We start from the raw sequence: 22489 nt of genomic DNA on the forward strand, positions 1-22489 counted from the left end.
GATATGAGTGCCCCCGTGAACCTCACCCACCTCGCCGTCGAGCTCGCCGTGGACGACGCCAAGGTCACCCCCGGCCTCCTCGGCTTCGTCGTCTTCGCCGCCCTCGGCGTGGCCACCTGGTTCCTGGCCAAGTCGATGAACAAGCAGTTCAAGCGGGTGAACTTCGCCGAGGAGCCGGAGTCCCCGAAGGAGTGAGCCCACGCCCCCCTCCCGCGCCCCGGCGCGCGGGGGCGGGGGCTGCCGGACCCCTCGCCGACGCCGGGATCACCCGTTGACGGTGTGCGGCGGCGCGGCCGGCAGCCGCACCGTGACGTGGAGGCCGCCTCCGGGACGCGGGACGACGGAGAGGGTTCCGTCGTGCGCCTCGGTGATGCTCTTGACGATGGCCAGGCCCAGGCCGACGCCCGCGTGGTCCTGGCGGATCCGCTCGGTGCCGCGCCGGAACGGCTCGGTGAGGGTCGAGACCAGCTCCGCCGGGAGGACCTCGCCGGTGTTCTCGATGCTGAGCGTCACGCTTCCGGGATGCACGCCGGTCGTCACCCGCACGACGCCCCGGCCGGGCAGGTTGTGGACGATCGCGTTGTGGATCAGATTGACCGTCAGCTGCTGCAGGAGCGCCCGGGAGCCGACGGCCGGGGTGATGTCGGCCGTGGTCTCGATGGCGATGCCGTGCTTCTCCGCCAGGGGGAGCAACGTCTCGACGGCCTCCTCGACGTACAGGGACAGGTCGACGGGCTCCCGGGTGAAGGACCGCTGGTCGGCACGGCTGAGCAGGAGCAGCGCCTCGGTGAGGTCGATCGCCCTGGTGTTGACGTCGTGGAGGCGTCCGACCAGCTCGCCCAGGTCCCGCGACGGGTCGTTGCGCGTCACTTCGAGCAGCGCCTTCGTGATCGCCAGCGGGGTGCGCAGCTCGTGGGAGGCGGTGGCCGCGAACCTCCGCTGCTCGGCGACGTGGGCTTCGAGGCGCGCGAGCATGGTGTCGAAGGCGTCGGCCAGCTCGCGGAACTCGTCCTTGCGGCCCTCCAGCTCGATCCGGTGGGAGAGCGACCCGTTCGCGGCCGCGCGGGTGGCGTCGGTGATGCGGGTCAGCGGGGCGAGCATGCGGCCGGCGAGCAGCCACCCTCCCAGCAGGCCGAACACCAGCAGCAGCACCAGCACGACGGCCGTCGCCGGAGCGTAGGCGTGCAGCACTATGGCCCGGACGGGCACGAGCCCCTTGGGGCTGCTCGCCGCGTCGGGCAGGTCCCGCAGCAGGTACGCCCACACCGTGGCCAGCATCAGCGCGCCCGCGAGCATGACGAGGCCCGCGTAGCTGAGGGTGAATTTGAGGCGGACGCTCATTCCGGGCGTTCTACGCACCCGTACCACCCTCGCGCCCGGTGTCCGCCGTGGTGGCGATCCGGTATCCGACGCCGGGAACGGTGGCGATGATCTGGGGTTCACCGAGGCGTTTGCGCAGAGCCGAGACGGTGATGCGCACGGCGTTGGTGAACGAGTCGGCGTTCTCGTCCCAGGCCCGTTCCAGGAGTTCCTCGGCGCTGACGACGCCGCCTTCCGCGGCGATGAGCACCTCAAGCACGGCGAATTGTTTGCGGGTGAGCGCGACGTAGCGGTCGTCGCGGAAGACCTCGCGGCGGAAGGGGTCCAGCCGCAGTCCCGCGATCTCCCGCACGGGCGGTCTGATGTGCGCGCGCCTGCGGTCGAGCGCCCTGATCCTGAGGACGAGTTCACGCAGCTCGAACGGCTTGGTGAGGTAGTCGTCGGCACCGAGCTCGAACCCGGAGGCCTTGTCGTCGAGCCGGTCGGCGGCGGTGAGCATCAGGATGGGCATGCCCGAGCCCGCCGCGACGATCCAGGCGGCGATCTCGTCACCGGAGGGACCGGGGATGTCGCGGTCCAGAACGGCCATGTCGTAGGCGTTGACGCTCAGCAGCTCCAGGGCGGTGTCACCGTCACCGGCGATGTCCGCCGCGATGGCCTCCAGTCGCAGCCCGTCGCGGATGGCCTCGGCCATGTACAGCTCGTCCTCGACGATCAAGACACGCATGGACCGATGCTACGACCCGGGACCTATCCCGGGCGTAAACGCACCCGGGCGGGCGTTCGGGTCGTTCCCAGGGCCACGTCCAACTGTGGGAATTACCCGCTTGGACGACACTCGTGGACATCAACTCCGGTCGGCAGCATGGACCTCCTGACTTCGGCGAAGTGGAAGAGGGGATGTCCGCATGGTGCTGATGCCGTCCACCGGGGGGGCGCTGAGGGCCGGCGGAGGCGCTGATCCCGAGCCGTCCGGAATCAGCCCCGGCACGTCCCGCAGAGTTCTCGCCTACCTTCGCCCGTACACCGGAAAACTCGCCCTCTTCGCCTTCGTCGCCGTCCTGGAAGCGCTGATCGTGGTGGCGACCCCGCTGCTGCTCAAGCGGATCGTCGACGAGGGGATCCTCAAGGACGACTCCGGGTCCATCACCACGCTGGCCTGCCTCACCGCCGGCCTCGCCGTCCTCGACGCGCTGCTGCAGCTGGCGCTGGCCTACATCTCCGGGTGGATCGGGCAGGCGGTCACCTACGAACTCCGGGTCCAGGCGCTCGGCCACGTCCAGCGGCTGCCGGTCGCGTTCTTCACCCGCACCCAGACCGGGGTGCTGGTCGGGCGGCTGCACATGGACCTGATCATGATGCAACAGGCGTTCAGCCAGCTGCTGATGACGGTCACCAGCGCGGTCGCGGTGGTCATGGTGGTGGCCGAACTGTTCTACCTGTCATGGCTCCTCGCGGCCGTCACGCTGGTGCTGATCCCGCTGTTCCTGCTGCCCTGGATCTACGTGGGCCGGGTGATGGAGCGGTACACCAGGCAGTCGATGGAGGCGAACGCCGGCCTGGCCGGCGTCCTCCAGGAGCGGTTCAACGTGCAGGGGGCGATGCTCTCCAAGCTCTTCGGCCGCCCGAAGCAGGAGATGGCCGAGTACGAGGGCCGGCTGGAGAAGCTCCGCAGGGTCGGCGTGAGCGTCGTCGTCTACAGCCGGATGGCCTTCATCATCATGGCGCTGATGGCCTCGCTCACCACGGCGCTCGCCTACGGGGTCGGCGGCGGCCTCGTGCTGAACGGGACCTTCCAGCTCGGCACGCTGATCGCCCTCGCCACCCTGCTCGGGCGGCTGTTCGGGCCGATCACCCAGCTGTCCGGGATGCAGGCGAACGCGCTGACCGTCCTGGTCAGCTGCGAGCGGGTCTTCGAGATCCTCGACCTGAAGCCGCTGATCGAGGAACGCCCCGACGCCGTCAGGCTCACGGTGAACACGGCCCCGGACATCGAGCTCGACGACGTGTCGTTCCGCTACCCCGGCGCGGACGAGGTCTCGCTGGCGTCGCTGGAGCAGAACGTGCGCGGCGGACGGGAGCGGGGGGAGGAGGCGTCGGAGGTCCTGCGCCACCTCAGCCTGCGAGCGCCGGCCGGAACCCTCACCGCGCTGGTCGGCCCGTCCGGCGCGGGGAAGACCACGCTCACCCACCTGGTGTCCCGGCTGTACGACCCGACCTCCGGCACCGTCCGCATCGGCGGACACGACCTCCGGGACCTCTCCTTCGACTCGCTGCGCGAGACGGTGGGCGTGGTCAGCCAGGACACCTACCTCTTCCACGACACCATCCGGGAGAACCTCGCCTACGCCCGTCCGGCCGCCACCGAGGACGAGTTGCTCGCGGCGTGCGAGGGGGCCCAGATCCGGGACCTGATCGAATCCCTCCCCAAGGGGCTCGACACCGTGGTGGGAGACCGCGGCTTCCGGTTGTCGGGCGGCGAGAAGCAGCGACTGGCCATCGCCAGGCTGCTGTTGAAGGCGCCCTCGGTCGTCGTGCTCGACGAGGCCACCGCCCACCTGGACTCCGAGTCGGAGGCCGCCGTCCAGCGGGCGCTCAAGACCGCGCTGCGCGACCGCACCTCGCTGGTGATCGCCCACCGGCTGTCCACGATCCGCGAGGCCGACCAGATCGTCGTGATCGACGACGGCGGCGTCCGTGAGCGCGGGACGCACGAGGAGCTGCTGGCCGGGGGCGGGCTCTACGCGGAGCTCTACCACACGCAGTTCGCCAAGTCGGGCGACGGCGCCGCCGGGCCCGAGCGCAACGGGGCCGGACCGGTCCCCCAGCCGGCCTCCGGAGGGGGACGATGAAGTCCGCAGCACTGGCCGCGGCACCGGCCGCGCCGACGGTGCCGGAGCTGTTCGCCCGCCAGGCGGAGCGGACGCCCGACGCGGTGGCCGTGGTCGATGGCGACCGGGTCCTGACCTACCGTCGGCTGGACGAGCTCGCGGGCCGGCTGGCCGGGCGGCTGATCGGCCGGGGTGTCCGCCGCGGCGACCGGGTGGCGGTCCTGATGGAACGCTCGGCGGACCTGGTGGTGACGCTGCTCGCCGTGTGGAAGGCGGGAGCGGCGTACGTGCCGGCGGACCCCGCCCATCCCGCGCACCGGGTGGCGTTCATGGTCGCGGACTCGGGGGCGTCCTTGACGGTGTGCTCGGCCGCGACGGCCGCCGGGGTGCCGGACGGGGCCGAGCCGGTCGTCGTCGCGGAGGACACGGAGGAGGAGGGGCCGGGCGGGGCGACCGCGGTCCCGGTGGGCCCCGGGGACCTGGCGTACGTGATGTACACCTCCGGGTCGACCGGCACCCCGAAGGGCGTGGCCGTACCGCACCGGAGCGTCGCGGAGCTGGCGGGGAACCCCGGCTGGACGGTGCGGCCCGGTGACGCGGTCCTCATGCACGCGCCGCACGCCTTCGACGCGTCCCTCTTCGAGATCTGGGTCCCGCTCCTCTCCGGCGCCCGGGTGGTGATCGCCGCGCCGGGCGCGGTGGACGCCCGCCGCCTGCGGGAGGCGATCGCCGGCGGCGTGACGAAGGCGCATCTGACCGCGGGGAGCTTCCGTGCGCTGGCGGAGGAGTCGCCGGAGTCCTTCGCCGGTCTCCACGAGGTGCTGACCGGCGGCGACGTGGTGCCCGCGCACGCGGTGGAGAAGGTGCGGAGGGCGGTCCCCGGGGTCCGGATCCGGCACCTGTACGGTCCGACCGAGACGACGCTGTGCGCGACGTGGCACCTGCTCCGGCCGGGCGACGCGCTGGGCCCCGTGCTGCCGATCGGCCGTCCGCTTCCGGGCCGCCGGGCCCAGGTGCTCGACGCGTCGCTGCGGCCCCTGCCGCCGGGCGCGGTCGGCGAGCTCTACCTCTCGGGCGCAGGCCTCGCGGACGGCTACCTGGACCGGGCGGCGCTGACGGCGGAGCGGTTCGTGGCGGATCCGTCCGTACCCGGAGCGCGGATGTACCGGACCGGGGACCTCGCCCAGTGGACCGCCGACGGCGAACTGCTGTTCGCGGGACGGGCCGACGACCAGGTGAAGATCCGCGGGTTCCGGATCGAGCCGGGCGAGATCGAGGCCGCGCTGACCGGCCGGCCGGACGTCCACGAGGCCGTCGTGGTGGTGGTCGACGGACGCCTGATCGGTTACGCCGTGACGGACGTGGATCCCGGCGTCCTGCGTGAGCGCCTCGGGGCGGTCCTGCCGGAGTACATGGTCCCGGCCGTCGTGATCACCCTGGACGGGCTTCCGCTGACCCGCAACGGCAAGGTGGACCGGGCGGCGCTGCCCGCGCCCGTCTTCGGGACGGACGCCCCGGGCCGCGAGCCCGCCACCGAGGCGGAGCGCGTCCTGAGCGGGCTCTTCGCCGACCTGCTCGGCCTGGACCGGGTCGGTGTCGACGAGAGCTTCTTCGCCCTGGGCGGGGACTCGATCGTCGCGATGCGGCTGGCGGCGCGCGCGGCCAGGGCCGGGCTGCTGGTGACGCCCGCGCAGGTCTTCGGCGAGCTGACCCCCGCACGGCTGGCGGCCGCGGCGCGTCCGGTGCCCGCCGACGACCCCGACGCCGCCGGCCGCCCGCTGCTCGTCCTCACCGCGGAGGAGGAGGCCGAGCTGGCGACGGCCGTGCCCGGTGCCGTGGAGGCCTGGCCGCTCGCCCCGCTCCAGGAAGGGCTGCTCTTCCAGTCGACCCTGGAACGGGAGGGCCTCGACATCTACCAGGCGCAGTGGATCCTGGAGCTGGCCGGGCCGCTGGACACCGCCCGGCTCCGGGCCGCCTGGGAAGCGGTCTTCGCGCGGCGCGCCGAACTCCGGGTGAGCTTCGTCCGGCTCGCGTCGGGGCGGACGCTCCAGGCCGTCGCCGGCCACGTCGTCCTGCCCTGGCGGGAGGTCGATCTCACCGGCGCGGACGACGCCGAGGAGGCCGTCAGGGCCCTCGCCCGGCAGGAGCAGGAGCAGCGGTTCGACCTGGCCGCCGGCCCGCTGTTCCGGCTGCTGCTGGCCCGGATCAGCGAGGACCGGTACCGCCTGCTGGTCGTCCACCACCACATCCTGACCGACGGCTGGTCGGTGGCGGCCATCCTCAACGAGGTGGCCGAGGCGTACGAGGCCGACGGCCGGCACCCGGAGCGGACCGGCGCGGCGTCCTACCGGGACTACCTGGCCTGGCTGGAGCGGCAGGACAAGGACGCGGCCCGCGCCGCCTGGCAGGCGGAGCTGTCCGGCCTCGACGGGTACGCGTCGATCGCCGGGACGGCCTCCGGGACGGGGTACGAGTACCGCGTCGCGCACCTCACGCCGGAGCTCTCCGGCAGGCTGCGGGAGGTGGCCCGCGACCACGGGCTGACGCTGAACACGGTGGTGCAGGGTGCCTGGGCGCTGGTGCTGGCCCGGCTTGAGCGGCGCACCGACGTGGTGTTCGGCACCACAGTCGCCTGCCGTCCGGCGGAGCTCCCCGGGGTGGAGTCGATGACCGGGCTCATGATGAACACGGTGCCGGTGCGGGTGCCGCTCGACGGCGGGCGGTCGGTCGCCGACCTGCTCACCGGTCTGCAGCGGCGGCAGGCGGCCCTGATCCCGCACCAGTACCTGGGGCTGCCGGAGATCCAGAAGGCCGCCGGGCCGGGCGCGAGGTTCGACACGCTGCTGGTGTTCGAGAACTATCCGCGGGACTTCGCCGACCGGTTCAGCTACCTGGGCACGGTCGAGGGGACCCACTACCCGCTGACCCTCGGCATCATCCCGGGGGACCGGCTCAGGATCCAGCTCGCCTACCGGCACGGGCAGATCGAGGAGACCGTCGCGGAGTCCGTGCTGGGGTGGTTCGTCGGCGCCCTCGGCGCGGTGGGCGCCGACCCGCACGCGCTGGTGGGACGGGTCGCCGTGGGCGAGGGCCGGGTGAGCGGCCCGGACGCGGCGCCGGTGGCCGGGGAGTCCTTGCCGGCGCTGGTGGCACGGGTGGTGGCGGAGCGGCCCGGTGCGACGGCGGTGGTGGACGGTGACGGCGGGCTGACCTACGGGGAGCTCTGGGAACGGGCGTCCGCGCTCGCCGCCGTGCTGAGGGCCCGTGGGGTCGGGCCGGAGTCCCGGGTGGGCCTCGTCGTGGGGCGTTCGGCGTGGTGGGTGGCCGGGATGCTGGGCGTGTCGCTGGCCGGGGGCGCGTTCGTCCCGGTGGACCCCGCCTATCCGGCCGAGCGCGTGGCACTGCTGCTGGGGGACGCGGATCCCGTGCTGGTCCTGTGCGACGGGACGGCGCGGAACACGGTGCCCGGGGAGTTCGCCGGCCGGTCGGTGGTGATCGACGAGGTGGACCTCCCGGCGGACCCGGAGGCGTCGCCGCCTCCGGTGGGGCCAGGCGACCCGGCGTACGTGATCTACACGTCGGGGTCGACGGGGACTCCCAAGGGGGTCGTCGTCACCCACGAGGGCCTGGGGAACCTGGCGGCGGCGCAGATCGACCGGTTCGCCGTGTCGCCGTCGTCGAGGGTGCTGAAGTTCGCGGCGCTGGGCTTCGACGCCACGGTCTCCGAGGTGCTGATGGCGCTGCTGGCGGGGGCGACGCTGGTGATGGCTCCGGAGCGGGACCTGCCGCCGAGGGTGTCGCTGGCCGAGGCGCTGGAGCGGTGGGACGCCACCCATGTGACGGTTCCGCCGTCGGTGCTCGCCACGGCCGAGGTGCTGCCGGCGCGGCTGGAGACGGTGGTGGTGGCGGGGGAGGCGTGCCCGCCGGGCCTCGCGGACCGCTGGTCGCGGGGGCTGCGGCTGATCAACGCCTACGGGCCGACCGAGGCCACGGTGTGCGCCGCGATGAGCCTGCCGTTGACGGCGGGTCAGGACGTGGTCCCGATCGGGAGGCCGATCGCGGGAGGCCGCTGCTACGTGCTGGACGCCTTCCTCCGGCCCCTGCCGCCGGGGATCGTCGGTGAGCTGTACGTGACGGGGGCCGGGCTGGCCCGTGGCTATCTGGGTCGTGCGGGGCTGACGGCGGAACGTTTCGTCGCCGATCCCTTCGCCGCCGCGGACGGGCCCCTCCTGCCCGGCGGCGGGCGAGGAGGGCGGATGTACCGGACGGGGGACCTGGCCCGCCTCACGGCCGAGGGTGAGCTGGTGTTCGCCGGGCGGGCCGATGACCAGGTGAAGATCCGCGGGTTCCGGATCGAGCCGGGCGAGATCGAGTCCGTGCTGTCCGGCCACCCGGGCGTCGCCCAGGCGGCGGTGGCCGTCCGGGACGACCGCCTGGTGGCCTACGTGTCGCCGGCGGGGGTCGATCCGCAGGCGGTACGGGAGTACCTGGCCGCCCGGCTGCCCCAGCACATGGTGCCCGCCGTGGTGGCGCTGGAGGCGCTGCCCACCACCCCGAACGGAAAGATCGACCGCGGCGCGCTGCCCAGCCCGGGACCCGTCGCGGGGACCGGCGGCCGGGAGCCGGCGACGGAGCCCGAACGGGTGCTCTGCCGGCTGTTCGCCGAGGTGCTCGGTCGTGAGCGGGTCGGCGTGGACGACGGCTTCTTCGAGCTGGGCGGGGACTCGATCACCTCGATGCAGCTGGTGGCGCGGGCCCGGCGGCAAGGGCTGGCGCTCGCCACGCAGGACGTCTTCGAGCTGAGGACGCCGGCGGAACTCGCGCGGCTGGCGGCGGAGTCGGCCCTGCCGGAACACCTCAGGCCCGGGACGGCCGCCGACGGTGCGGGCGAGGTGCCGTGGACGCCGGTGATGCGCATGCTGGGCGACGGGATCACCGGTGCGGGATTCGCCCAGTGGGTGGTCGTGGGCGCACCCGCGGAGCTGGGCGAGGAGACCCTGGCCGCCGCGCTGGCGGCCGTGGTGGACACCCACGACATGCTGCGGGCCCGCGTGGAGCGGGGGCGTCTGATCGTCGGCGAACGAGGCTCCGTGGACACCACCGGCCGGGTCCGGCGGGTGGGGCTCGCCGGAGGCTCGCTGGAGCAGGCCGTGGAAGGCGCGGTGCGGGACGCGGTGGGCCGGCTGGACCCGGAGGCCGGCGCGATGGTGCGGGCCGTATGGGTGGACGCCGGGCCGGGACGGGTGGGCCGACTGGTGGTGGCGGTGCACCACCTGGCCGTCGACGGCGTCTCCTGGCGGATCCTGGTACCGGATCTGCGGGCGGCGTGCGAGGCGGTCGCGGCGGGGCGCGAGCCCGCGCTGGAGCCGGTGGCGGTGTCGTTCCGGCGGTGGGCGAGCCTGCTGGAGGAATGGGCGGCGGCCCCGGAGCGGGTCGGTGAACTGCCCGCCTGGCGGGCGGTCCTGGACGGGGCGGAGCCGCCGGCCGGCGTGCCGGGGACGAGCGCGGGGAGCGTGTGCTCGCGGTCGTGGGTGATGTCGGGAGCGGAGGCGTCGGCGCTGCTGGGAAGGGTCCCCGGACTGTTCTTCTGCGGGGTCCACGAGGTGCTGCTGGCGGGGCTGGCGGGCGCGGTGGTGCGCTGGCGCGGCGATCGCACGGTGCTGGTGGACGTGGAGGGCCACGGCCGTCAGGCGGTCGGCGGGCCGGACCTGTCCCGGACGGTCGGCTGGTTCACCAGCGTGCATCCGGTGCGACTGGAGGTCCCGGGGCCCGACCCGGCGGCCGCGGAGCTGCTCAAGGCGGTGAAGGAGCAGTCGCGGGCCGTGCCCGGCGACGGGCTCGGCTACGGGCTGCTGCGCCATCTGAACGCCGGGACCGGGGCGGTGCTGGAGGCCGCGCCGTCACCGTGGATCGGGTTCAACTACATGGGCCGGTTCGCGGTGGGCGAGCGGCACGAGGTGGCGGCCTGGCAGCAGGTCGGTGACATCGGCGGTGCTCTGGACCCGGCCATGGCGGCGCCGCACCCGCTGCAGGTCGACGCGGTCGTCCGTGACCTGCCGGGAGGCCCGGAACTGACGCTGACGGTGAGCTGGCCGGCCGGCCGCTTCGAGGAGGCCGGGATCGAGGGGTTCGGCCGGATGTGGCGGGACGCGCTGTGCGCCCTGGCCCGTCTGTCGGACGACTCCTCGGCGGGCGGACACACCGCGTCCGACTTCGACCTCCTCGACCTCGATCAGGACGAGATCGAGGGTTTTGAAGCCATAGCGACGCACTTCGGCGGAGGCGGGAAATCGTGACCCCTGGATCGGCGCTCGCCGAGATCTGGCCGCTGTCACCCATGCAGGAGGGAATGCTCTACCACTCCTCCTTCGGCGACGCGGCCCCCGACATCTACGTCATCCAGCAGACCCAGGTCATCGACGGGCCGCTGGACGCGCGGCGGCTCCGGACCTCCTGGCAGGTCCTCCTCGACCGGCACGCGGCGCTCAGGACGTCCTTCCACCGGCGGAAGTCCGGCGAGACGGTCCAGCTCATCGCCCGGGAGGTGGAACTCCCCTGGGCCGAGCACGACGTGTCCGGCCTGGACGAGGACGACGCGCTGGCCGAGGTGGCGGTGATCGCGCGCAAGGAGCGCGCCAGGGGTTTCGACCTGACGTGGCCTCCGCTGCTGCGGCTGACGCTCGTCCGGCTCGGCCCGGACCGGCACTGCCTCGTGACGACCAGTCATCACCTGCTGATGGACGGGTGGTCGCGGGCGATCCTCGAAGCGGAACTCCTCGACGTCTACGCGGCCGGCGGCGTCGCCTCGGGCCTGCGGTCGGCGGCCTCCTACCGCAACCACCTGGCCTGGCTGGGGCGGCAGGACAAGGAGGCGGCCCGGGCGGCCTGGCGGGCGGAGCTGGCCGGCACCGACGGAACATCGGCGCTCGGCCTCCCCGAAAGGCCCGGCCGGGCTCCGGAACCGCCGGTCCGGGAGGTGATCCGCCATTCCCCGGCCTTCACCTCCGCCCTGACGGAGTTCGCCCGCGGCCACGGGCTGACCCTGAACACCGTGGTGCAGGGCGCGTGGGCGCTGGTGCTGGCCCGGCTGGGGCGCCGCCGGGACGTGGTGTTCGGCGCGACGGTCTCCGGGCGTCCGGCCGATCTGCCGGGCGTGGAGGGCGTGGTGGGGCTGTTCATCAACACCGTGCCGGTGCGCGTGCGGCTGGACGGCGGGAAGACGGTCCTGGAGACGCTGAAGGAGCTGCAGGAGCGGCAGTCCGCGCTGATCGCGCACCAGCACCTCGGGCTCCCGGAGATCCAGCGGCTCGCGGGGGCGGGCCTGGACACGCTCGTCGTGTTCGAGAACTACGTCGATCCCTCGGCGGGCCCGGCGTCCCCGCGCGCCCTCGGACTGACCCTGCGGGAGTTCCACCAGGCGTCCCCCTACGCGATCACCCTGGGCGTCATGCCGGGCGAGAGCATCGAGACCGAGCTGCAGTACCAGCCCGGGCTGGTCGACGCCGGGATCGCCGGGACCGCTCTGCGCGGGCTGGTCCGCGTCCTGGAACGGATGATCGCGGATCCGGCCGCGCCGCTGGGCCGCCTGGACCTGGTGGGCGAGGCCGAACGCGAGCGGGCCGTCGAGCGGTGGAACGGGACGGGTGACCCGGTCGCCGCGCCGTCGGCGGTGGAGCTCTTCCTCCGGCAGGTGGAGAAGGCCCCGGACGCGACGGCGATCACGGCCGGCGGGCGGGACTGGTCGTACGCGGAGCTCGACGCGTGGTCGGGCCGGCTGGCCCGGGTCCTGGTGGACCGGGGCGTGCGGCGCGGCGACCGGGTCGGTGTCCTGCTGGAGCGCTCGCCGGAGGTGCCGGCGGCATGGCTCGGGGTGTGGAAGGCGGGAGCGGCGTTCGTCCCGGTCGATCCGGACTACCCGGCGGACCGGGTCGCGCACCTGCTGTCCGACGCCGCGGTGGCCGCGGTGGTGTGCCGCGCGGGGACCGCGGCCGCCGTGCCCGCGGGCCACGGGCTCGTCATGATGGACGACGCCGTCGACGGCGCGACCGCGCTGGTCCCGGTCGGGGCGGACGACCTGGCGTACGTGATGTACACCTCGGGGTCGACCGGGACGCCGAAGGGCGTCGCCGTCCCGCACGGCGGCGTCGCGGCCCTGGCGGGGGACCCGGGGTGGGGCGTCGGAGCGGGCGACGCGGTGCTGATGCACGCGCCGCACACCTTCGACGCGTCCCTGTACGACCTCTGGGTGCCGCTCGTGTCGGGTGCGCGGGTGATGATCACCGAGCCGGGCGTGGTCGACGCGGCGCGCCTCGCCGCCCACGTCGCCCAGGGCCTCACCTCGGTGAACTTCACGGCGGGTCAGTTCCGGGCGCTGGCGCAGGAGGCGCCGGAGTCGTTCTCGGGATTGCGCGAGGTGCTGGCGGGCGGCGACGTGGTGCCGCCCGGTGAGGTGGAGCGGGTCCGGCTGGCCTGCCCCGGACTGGTCGTCCAGCACACGTACGGTCCGACGGAGACCACCCTGTGCGCGACCTGGAAGGCGATCGGTCCCGGCGAGCGGCTGGGGCCGCTCCTGCCGATCGGCCGCCCGCTGCCGGGCCGGCGGCTGTACGTGCTGGACGTCTTCCTGCGCCCGTTGCCGCCGGGCGTCGCGGGCGATCTCTACATCGCGGGCGCGGGGGTGGCGCACGGCTACCTGGACCGTCCGGGACTGACGGCGGAGCGGTTCGTCGCGGACCCGTTCGCCCCCGGACGGCGCATGTACCGGACGGGTGACGTCGCGTACTGGACCGACGAGGGCGAGCTGGTCTTCGCCGGGCGCGCCGACGCGCAGGTGAAGATCCGCGGCTACCGGGTGGAGCCGGGCGAGGTCGAGGCGGCGCTCGCCGAGCGGCCGGGTGTCGACCAGGCCGTGGTGGTGGCCCGTGACGGTCGCCTGATCGGCTATGTCGTGGCCGCCGGCGACGCCGATCCGGAACGGCTGCGCGAGGACGTCGCCAGGGTGCTGCCGGACTACATGGTGCCGGCGGCGGTGCTGGTCCTGGACGCCCTGCCGGTGACGGCCAACGGCAAGGTGGACCGGGCGGCGCTGCCCGAGCCCGACTTCGGCGCCCGCGTCACCGGCCGGGAGCCGGCCACCGACGCCGAGCGGGTGCTGTGCGCGCTGTTCGCCGAGGTCCTCGGCCTGGAACGGGTCGGCGCGGACGACGGCTTCTTCGAGCTGGGCGGGGACTCGATCACCTCGATGCAGCTGGCGGCGCGGGCCCGCCGCGCCGGAATGGCCTTCGGCGCGCGCGAGGTGTTCCAGCACAGGACCCCGGCGGGGATCGCCGGGATCCTCGGCCTGGACGGCGGGCCGGACGGTCCGGCCGGGTCACCCGATCCGGCCGGGGAGGCGGGGGACGTCGCCCGGACGCCGGCGATGACGGCCTGGGAACCGGGAGCCGCGCGGTGGGTGACCGCCGGCGCGCCCGGCGGCCTGTCGGTGGACACGCTGGCGGCCGGGCTGAGCGCGCTGATCGACGCCCACGACATGCTGCGGAGCCGGGTCGTCGAGGCCGGGACGCCCCGGCTGGTCGTGTCCGGCCGGGGCACGGTGGACGCCGCGGTACTGGTCGAGCGGGTCGGGGCGGACACCGGTGACCTCGACGACCTGGCGGAGCGGTGCGCCCGGGAGGCGGCCGTCCGGCTGGATCCCGCCGCGGGGGTGATGATCCGCGCGGTGTGGGTGGACGCCGGACCCGACCGGGTCGGCCGGCTCGTGCTGGTGGCGCATCCCTCGGTGGTCGACGCGACGTCCTGGGAGATCCTGCTGACGGACCTGAAGGCCGCCCATGAGGCGCTCGCCGCCGGCGGGGAGCCGTCCCTCGACCCGGTGGACGTCCCGTTCCGGCGCTGGGCGGCCGCCCTGGCCGAACAGGCGGCCTCCGCGGAGCGCGTCGCGGAACTGCCCGCGTGGACGGCGCTCCTCGACGGGGAGGAGCCGCGGCCGGGCGCGCCCGGCGCCGGTTCGGCCGGGGGACGCCGCTCATGGACCGTGCCGGAGGAGTCCGCGCGAGCGCTCGTCGAGCGGGTCACCGCGGCCTTCCACTGCGGGGTCCACGAGGTGCTGCTGGCGGGTCTGGCGGGCGCGGTGGCGCGGTGGCGCGGAGGCCACGTGGTGCTGGTGGACGTGGAGGACCACGGCCGTCACCCGGTCGGCGGGTTGGATCCGTCCCGGACGGTGGGCCGGTTCACGAGCGTGCATCCGGTGCGGCTGGACGTGGGCGGGCTCGATCCGGCGTCCGCGTCGTTGCTGAAGGCGGTGAAGGAGCAGTCGCGGGCGGTGCCCGGCGACACGCTCGGCTACGGCCTGCTGCGCCGTCTGAACGCCGGGACGGCAGCTGTCCTGGAAGCCCTGCCGGCCCCGCGGATCGGCTTCGCCTACCGGGGCCGGTCCGTCACCGGCGACGTACGGGAGTGGCGGCGCTCCGGACCGATCGGCGGTTCACCGGACCCGGCGCCCGTCCCGCCGCACGCGCTGGAGGCCGAGGCGGCCGTCAGGGAGTCGCCGGACGGCCTGGAACTGACGCTCACGCTGGGCTGGCCGGCCGGCCTCTTCCCGGAGGCCGGGATCGAACGGCTCGGCCGGCTGTGGTCGGACGGGCTGTCCGCCCTGACCCGCCTGGTGGGTGACCCCTCCGCAGGGGGGCACACCGCGTCCGACTTCGACCTCCTCGACCTGAACCAGGACGAGATCGAGGAACTCGAAGCCGAGTTCAACGACGACCTTTAAGCCTTTTTGCGGATCGAGGGAGATACCGATGGCTCAGTCGCGGATCGAGGACATCTGGCCGATGTCGCCGCTGCAGGAAGGCCTGCTGTTCCACACGGTCTACGACGACGAGGGGCCCGACCTCTATGTCGGCCACTGGATTCTGGAGCTGCGGGGTCCGGTGGACCCGGCCAGGTTGCGCGCGGCGTGGGAGGCGCTGTTCACCCGGCACGCCGCGCTCCGGGCCTGTTTCCGGCAGCGGGGGTCGGGCGAGACGGTGCAGGTCATCGCGGACCGGGTGGACCTGCCGTGGCGCGAGGTCGACCTCTCCTCCCTCGACGATCCCGAGGAGGCGGTGCGGGAGCTGGCCGAGGAGGACCGGCTCCGGAAGTTCGACCTCACCAGGCCCCCGCTGCTGCGCCTCACCCTGATCCGTCTCGGCGACGCCGGGCACCGGCTGGTGGTGACCTGCCATCACGCGGTGATGGACGGCTGGTCGCTGCCCATCGTGTTCGATGAACTGCTGGCCCTGTACGCGGCCGGTGCCGGTCGGCCGGATCTTCCGGAGGCGGCGTCCTACCGGGACTACCTCGCCTGGCTGAACCGGCAGGACCGGGAGCGGGCGCTGGCGGCGTGGACGGCGGAGCTTCGCGACGCGCAGGACCCGACGCTGGTGGCGCCGGCCGACCCGGCCCGGGCGCCCGGCATACCGGAGAGCGTCACGGCCGAGCTCCCCGAGCGGCTCACCCGCTCGCTGGAGGACCTCGCCCGCGGCCACGGGCTGACCCTGAACACGGTGGTGCAGGGCGCGTGGGCGCTGGTGCTGGCGCAGCTGTCCGGCCGGACGGACGTGGTGTTCGGGGCGGTGGTGTCGGCACGCCCGGCGGACCTGCCCGGCGTGGAGGGCATGGTCGGGCTGTTCCTCAACACCGTGCCCGTGCGGGTGCGGCTGAACGGTGCCACACCGGTCCTCGACCTGCTGACGGAGCTGCAGCGGCGGCAGTCGGCGCTCATCCCGGACCAGTACGTGGGGCTGGTGGACATCCAGCGGGCGGCCGGCCCCGGCGCGGTCTTCGACACCCTGCTCGTCTTCGAGAACTTCCCCCGCGACCTCGGCGAACCGGACTCCGCCGAGACCTTCTCCATCCGGGTGAACCAGGGCCGGGAGGCCGCCCACTATCCGCTGACGCTGGTCGCCGTCCCCGGCGACACGATGCTCCTCAAGCTCGACCACCTGACCGACCTCTTCGACGCGGACGCGGCCCGCGCCGTCCTCGACCGGTTCCAGGGGGTGCTGCGCGGGCTGACGGCCGACCCCGGGACCACCGTGGCCGACGTCGCCGTGACCACCGCCGCCGAGCGCGACCTGGTGGTGAACACCTGGGGCACGGCGCCCGACGCCGGGCCGGGCGGCCTGCCGCCGGCCCTGTTCGATCGCCAGGCGGAGCGCCGCGGAGACGAGACGGCGATCACCGAAGGGGACCGGACGACGTCGTTCCGGGAGCTGGCCGGGCGGGCGGACAGCCTCGCGGGCTACCTGACCGGCCGCGGCATCCGGCGCGGGGACCGGGTCGCCGTGGTGATGGAACGGTCGTCCGACCTGATCGTGACGCTGCTCGCGGTGTGGAAGGCGGGGGCGGCGTTCGTGCCGGTGGACCCCGCCTATCCGGCGGAGCGCGTGAAGGTCATGCTGGCGGACGCGGATCCGGCGGCGGTGGTGTGCCGGGCCGCGAGCCGGGAGGCCGTGTCGGACGGCGGGCTCGATCCGATCGTCCTGGACGACGAGCGGACGCGGCGGGCCGTGGCGCGGTGCGCCCGCCCCCCGGTGGAGGTCGGAGCCGACGACCTCGCCTACGTGATGTACACCTCGGGGTCGACGGGCACGCCCAAGGGCGTCGCGGTGTCGCACGGCGCCGTGGCGGCGCTGGTCGGGGAACCGCGGTGGGGGATCGGGCCCGGCGACGCCGTGCTGACGCACGCCTCGCACGCCTTCGACATCTCCCTGTTCGAGATCTGGGTGCCGCTCCTGTCGGGCGCCCGGATGGTGATCGCCGCGCCGGGCGCGGTGGACGGCGAGGCCCTGGCCCGGTACGTGGCGGGCGGCGTCACGGCCGCCCACCTGACCGCCGGGGCCTTCCGGGTGCTGGCCGAGGAGTCGCCGGAGGCGGTCGCCGGGCTCCGCGAGGTGCTGACCGGCGGGGACGAGGTGCCGCCGACGGCGGTCGAGCGGGTGCGGCGGGCGTGCCCGGACGTCCGGGTGCGGCACCTCTACGGCCCGACGGAGACGACGCTGTGCGCGACCTGGTGGCTGCTCGGACCCGGCGACGGGACCGGCCCGGTGCTGCCGATCGGACGTCCCCTCGCGGGCCGGCGCGTCTACGTCCTCGACGCGTTCCTGAACCCCGTCCCGCCGGGCGTGAAGGGCGAACTGTACGTCGCCGGCGCCGGGGTGGCGCGCGGCTACCTGGGGCGTCCGGCGTTGACGGCCGAGCGGTTCACCGCCGACCCCTTCGTCCCCGGAGGGAGGATGTACCGGACCGGTGACCTGGCCCGCTGGACGGACCGGGGCACGCTCGTGTTCGGCGGACGGGCCGACGACCAGGTGAAGATCCGCGGCTACCGCGTGGAGCCGGGGGAGACCGAGGCGGTCCTCGCCGGGCTTCCGGGCGTCGGCCAGGCCGTGGTCCACGCCCGGGACGGGCAGCTGATCGGCTACGTGGTCGCCGAGGCGGGGCACGACCTCGACCTGGTGCGGCTGCGGGAGCGGCTCGCCGCGACGATGCCCGAGTTCATGGTCCCGGCGGCGCTGATCGCGCTGGACGAGCTGCCGTTGACGGTCAACGGGAAGGTGGACCGGCAGGCCCTGCCCGAACCGGACTTCGCGTCCACGTCGGAGGGCCGCGACCCGGCCACCGAGGCCGAGCGGATCCTGTGCCGGGTGTTCGCCGAGGTCCTCGGCCTGGACCGGGTCGGGGTCGGGGACGGCTTCTTCGAGCTGGGCGGGGACTCGATCTCGTCGATGCGGGTGGCCGCCCGCGCCCGTCGCGAGGGCCTCGCCCTCACCCCTAGGCAGGTGTTCGAGCAGCGGACGCCCGAACGGCTGGCCGCGGTGGCGCGGACGGCCGCGACGACCAGGCCGGGCCGCTCCGAGGCGGACACGGGCGTCGGAGAGGTCCCCTGGACGCCGGTGATGCGCGCCCTCGGCGCCGACGCGCTGCGCCCCGGCTTCGCCCAGGCGCGCGTCGTCGTCGCCCCGCCCGGCCTCGACCGGGACGCGCTGGTGACCGCCCTGGGAGCGCTGCTGGACGTCCACGACCAGCTCCGCGGCCGGGTGGAGCCCGACGGCCGGCTGATCGTGCCCGGTCGGGGCACGGTGGACGCGGCCGCACTGGTGACCCGGGTGGAGGCCGGGACCGGGAACCCCGACGAGATCGCCGCCCGCGCGGCCGGGACGGCCGCGGGCACCCTGGACCCGTCGACCGGAACCATGGTGCGGGCGGTGTGGATCGACGCCGGAGACACCGAGCCGGGCCGGCTGGCGCTGGTGGCGCACCACCTGGTGGTCGACGCGGTCTCCTGGGGCATCCTGCTGCCGGACCTGCGCACGGCCTACGACCAGGTGGTCTCCGGCGGGACCCCGTCCCTCGAACCCGCGACGACCTCCTACCGGCACTGGTCGCGGCGGCTGACCGAGCAGGCGTTCAGCGAGCGCACGGTCGCCGAGACCGATCACTGGGCGGAGGTCCTGGACGGCGCGGACCCGTTCCCCGGGCAGCACACGGGGCGGCCGCACTCCTGGGCCCGGACCCTGTCCGGGCCCACGGCGAGGAGCCTGGTGGGCCAGGCCCCGGGAGCCTTCCACTGCGGGATCCAGGAGGTCCTGCTGGCGGGCCTGGCGGGCGCGGTGGCGCGCCGGCACGGCGGTGACGCCGGAGTGCTGGTGGACGTGGAGGGCCACGGCCGCCACGCGGCCGACGGCGAGGACCTGCTGCGCACCGTGGGCTGGTTCACCAGCGTCCACCCGGTCCGCCTCGACGTCTCCGGCCTCGACCTGGCGGCCGCGGCGGCCGGGAACGCGGCGGCCGGGGACCTGCTGAAGGCCGTGAAGGAGCAGGTCCGCTCCGTGCCGGGCGACGGGCTCGGCTACGGGCTGCTGCGCCATCTCAACCCCGGCACGGGGGCCAGGCTGGCCGAACTGCCGTCCCCGCAGATCGGGTTCAACTACCTCGGCCGGTCGGCCGCGGCCTCCCCGGCCACTCCGTGGCAGGTCTGCGAAGGACCGCTCGGCGGGGGAGCCGCCGGCCCCGACCTGGTCCTCGCCCACGCCCTGGAGGTCGGCGCGGACGTTCAGGACACGCCGGACGGTCCCGTGCTGAGGCTCACCATGGACGGCCGGGACCTCGACCCCGCCACGGTGGAGCGGCTGGGGGAGGCCTGGCTGGAGATGCTCACCGGCCTCGCCGCCCACGCCGCCGCCCCCGGTGCCGGAGGCCGCACGCCGTCCGACTTCGACCTCGTCGCCATGTCGCGGCGGGACGTCGCGGAGCTGGAGGCCGCCGCACCCGGGCTGACGGACGTCTGGCCCCTGTCGCCCCTGCAGGAGGGCATGCTCTTCGAACGGGCCCTCGACGTGGAGGGCGTGGACGTCTACCAGAGCCAGCGGATCCTGGACCTCGACGGGCCGCTCGACCCGCGACGGCTGCGCGCCGCGTGGCAGCCGCTGGTCGACCGGCACGAGACCCTCCGGACGGGCTTCCACCAGCTCGGCTCGGGGCGGACGGTGCAGGTCGTCGTGGGCGAGGCCGGGATCCCCTGGCGGGAGGCGGACGTCTCGCACCTCGACGAGGCCGACGCGGCCGCCGAGGTCGAGCGTCTCCTCGCGGAGGACCAGGCGGAACGGTTCGACGTGACCCGCCCGCCGCTGCTCCGGCTGCTGCTGATCCGGCTCGGCGAGAACCGGCACCGGCTCGTCCTGACGTCGCACCACGTCCTCCTGGACGGCTGGTCGACGCCGATCATCCTGGGCGAGATGTCGTCCGGCTACGCGGGCGGACCCGGCCCGTCGACCGCGCCCTCCTACCGTGAGCACCTGGCGTGGCTGAGCCGTCAGGACCAGGACGCGACGCGGGCGGCGTGGCGGGCGGAGCTGGCCGGGACGGACGAGCCGACCGTGGTGGACGCCGACGCGGGCAAGGCGATGGTGATGCCGGACGAGCACTGCGCGTGGCTGTCCGAGGGGACGACCCGGGCACTCACCGACTTCACCCGCGGCCACGGGCTGACGCTGAGCACGATCGTGCAGGGCGCGTGGGCGCTGGTGCTGGCCCGGCTGGCGGGCCGGACGGACGTGGTGTTCGGGACGGTGGTGTCGGGCCGCCCGGCGGACGTGCCGGAGGTGGAGCGGATGGTGGGGATGTTCATCAACACCGTTCCGGTCCGGGTGCGCCTCGACGGCGGCCTGTCGGTGCTGGAGCTGCTCCAGGACCTGCAGCGACGTCAGTCGGTGCTGACGGAGCACCAGTACCTGGGTCTGTCGGAGATCCAGAAGGCGGTGGGGCCGGGCGCGGTCTTCGACACCATCATGATGGTCGAGAACTACCCGCGGGACGCGGCCGGCCTCGGCGACGACGGCGGCGTCACGATCAGCTCGGCCCTCACCCGGACCGGTACCGGCTACCCGCTGACCATGAGCGCCAGCCCCGGGGAACGCCTGCAGATCCGGGTGTCCTTCCGGCCCGACCGGATCGACGGGAGGACCGCCGCCGAGGTGGCCGGGCAGGTCGTGCGGGTCATCGAACGGATGACGGCCGCGCCCTCGCTCCCGGTGGGCCGCCTGGGCGTGACGGGCGACGAGACCCGCACGTCCGTGGTGGAGCGCTGGAACGCGACCGGTGAGGCCGCCGGCGGTCCGTCGGTGGTGGACCTGTTCCGGCGGCGCTCGGCGGGCGCGCCGGACGCGGTGGCCGTCGTCGACGGCGACCGCACCCTGTCCTACGGCGAGCTCGACCGGGCGTCGGACCGGCTGGCCGGGCGGCTGGCCGGGCTGGGCGTGCGGCGCGGCGACCACGTCGGCGTGGTGATGGAGCGCGGCGCGGACCTGTTCGTCGCGCTGCTCGCGGTCTGGAAGGCCGGGGCCGCGTACGTCCCGGTGAACGTGGACCACCCGCCGGTGCGGATCGGGCGGACGCTGGCCGACGCCGGCGTGGCGGTCGCGGTCTGCTCCGGGGCGACCCGGAAGGCGGTGCCGGACGGGATCGAGGCCGTGCCCGTGGACGCGCCGTGGACCGGCGAGGCGGGGCACGGGACACCGGTGGTCACGGCGGGCGACGTCGCCTACGTGATGTACACGTCGGGATCGACCGGGGAGCCCAAGGGCGTCGCGGTGCCGCACGGAAGCGTCGCCGCGCTGGCCGGCGACCCCGGCTGGTCGCTCGGCGCGGACGACTGCGTCCTGATGCACGCCTCGCACGCGTTCGACGCGTCGCTGGTCGAGATCTGGGCGCCGCTGGTCCACGGTGCCCGCGTCCTGGTCGCCGAACCGGGCGCGGTCGACACGCGGCGGCTGCGGGAGGCGATCGCCCGCGGCGTGACGACCGTCCATCTGACGGCCGGAAGCTTCCGGGTGCTGGCCGAGGAGTCGCCGGGCTCGTTCCACGGGTTGCGCGAGATCCTCACCGGCGGGGACACGGTGCCCCCCGCCTCCGTCGCACAGCTGCGCCGGGCCTGCCCGGACGTCCGGATCCGGCACCTGTACGGCCCGACCGAGACCACCCTGTGCGCCACCTGGCACCTCCTGGAGCCGGGGGACGGGACGGGTGACGTCCTGCCGATCGGCCGCCCGCTGGCCGGGCGGCGGGCGTACGTCCTCGACGCGTTCCTCCAGCCGGTCGCCCCGAACGTGACCGGCGAGCTGTACCTCGCGGGCGCCGGTCTGGCGCTCGGCTACCTCGGCGCCAACGGCGCGACCTCGGAGCGGTTCGTCGCCGCCCCGTTCGCCCCCGGCGACGGGCGGGGGGAGAGGATGTACCGCACCGGCGACCTGGCGCGCTGGACCGACCGGGGCGAGCTGCTGTTCGCCGGACGGGCCGACTCCCAGGTGAAGATCCGGGGCTACCGGGTCGAGCCGGCGGAGATCGAGACGGTGCTCGCCGAGGCGCCCCGGGTCACGCAGGCGGTCGTCGTCGCGCGGGAGGACCGCCCGGGTGAGAAGCGGCTGATCGGCTACGTGACCGGGGAACCGGACCGGGCCCCGGACCCCGACGAGCTCCGCGCGCACCTCGCGGCGCGGCTGCCGGAGTTCATGGTCCCGGCCGCCGTGGTGGTCCTGGACGACGTCCCGCTGACCATCAACGGGAAGATCGACCGCGCGGCGCTGCCCGCTCCCGAGTTCTCCGGGAAGGTCGCCGGCCGCGAGCCGCGCACCGAGGCGGAGCGGGTGCTGTGCGGGCTGTTCGCCGAGATCCTCGGGCTGGACCGGGTCGGCGCCGACGACAGCTTCTTCGAACTGGGCGGCGACTCGATCCTCTCGATGCAACTGGCCGCCCGGGCCCGCCGCGCCGACGTCGTCTTCGGCGCGAAGGACGTCTTC

At 74.6% G+C, this 22489-nt stretch carries 6 protein-coding genes and 1 pseudogene; 5 read left to right on the top strand and 2 right to left on the bottom strand.

The window, feature by feature from the left end; translation table 11 throughout:
• A partial coding sequence (locus ABD308_RS16815; RefSeq protein WP_425554785.1) for a hypothetical protein occupies nt 1-195 on the top strand: 195 nt, incomplete at its 5' end.
• 69 nt (nt 196-264) lie between these two features.
• Here ABD308_RS16815 and ABD308_RS16820 read toward each other — a convergent pair.
• On the bottom strand, nt 265-1341 hold the full coding sequence (locus tag ABD308_RS16820) for a sensor histidine kinase (protein ID WP_344335064.1): 1077 nt from the start codon (nt 1339-1341) through the stop codon (nt 265-267).
• Nucleotides 1342-1351: 10 nt separating this feature from the next.
• Nucleotides 1352-2047 (bottom strand): response regulator transcription factor, encoded by a 696-nt coding sequence (locus ABD308_RS16825; protein ID WP_344335067.1) that lies wholly within the window; start codon nt 2045-2047, stop codon nt 1352-1354.
• Between the two features lie 181 nt (nt 2048-2228).
• Between ABD308_RS16825 and ABD308_RS16830 the strand changes: the two genes are divergently transcribed.
• The 4 genes and pseudogenes from ABD308_RS16830 to ABD308_RS16845 all read left to right on the top strand — a co-directional run.
• Nucleotides 2229-4172 carry an ABC transporter ATP-binding protein gene (locus ABD308_RS16830; RefSeq protein WP_344335070.1) on the top strand — a complete coding sequence of 648 codons (1944 nt, stop codon included), beginning with the start codon at nt 2229-2231 and terminating at the stop codon, nt 4170-4172.
• On the top strand, nt 4169-10447 hold the full coding sequence (locus ABD308_RS16835; RefSeq protein ID WP_344335073.1) for an amino acid adenylation domain-containing protein: 6279 nt from the start codon (nt 4169-4171) through the stop codon (nt 10445-10447). Before ABD308_RS16830 ends, ABD308_RS16835 begins: the two co-directional genes overlap by 4 nt.
• Nucleotides 10444-14922, top strand: coding sequence for an amino acid adenylation domain-containing protein (locus tag ABD308_RS16840; RefSeq protein ID WP_344335076.1), 4479 nt, complete (start codon nt 10444-10446; stop codon nt 14920-14922). Before ABD308_RS16835 ends, ABD308_RS16840 begins: the two co-directional genes overlap by 4 nt.
• 61 nt (nt 14923-14983) lie before the next feature.
• Nucleotides 14984-22459, top strand: a pseudogene (locus ABD308_RS16845) (amino acid adenylation domain-containing protein); the annotation flags it as partial.
• Nucleotides 22460-22489: the final 30 nt, after the last annotated feature.

This window comes from Kitasatospora putterlickiae (assembly GCF_039527695.1).
Taxonomy (GTDB): domain Bacteria; phylum Actinomycetota; class Actinomycetes; order Streptomycetales; family Streptomycetaceae; genus Kitasatospora; species Kitasatospora putterlickiae.

Coding starts and splice junctions, on each gene's coding strand:
- ABD308_RS16835 (WP_344335073.1), top strand. CDS start 4,169: ATGAAGTCCGCAGCACTGGCCGCGGCACCGGCCGCGCCGACGGTGCCG.
- ABD308_RS16825 (WP_344335067.1), bottom strand. CDS start 2,047: ATGCGTGTCTTGATCGTCGAGGACGAGCTGTACATGGCCGAGGCCATC.
- ABD308_RS16830 (WP_344335070.1), top strand. CDS start 2,229: ATGGTGCTGATGCCGTCCACCGGGGGGGCGCTGAGGGCCGGCGGAGGC.
- ABD308_RS16820 (WP_344335064.1), bottom strand. CDS start 1,341: ATGAGCGTCCGCCTCAAATTCACCCTCAGCTACGCGGGCCTCGTCATG.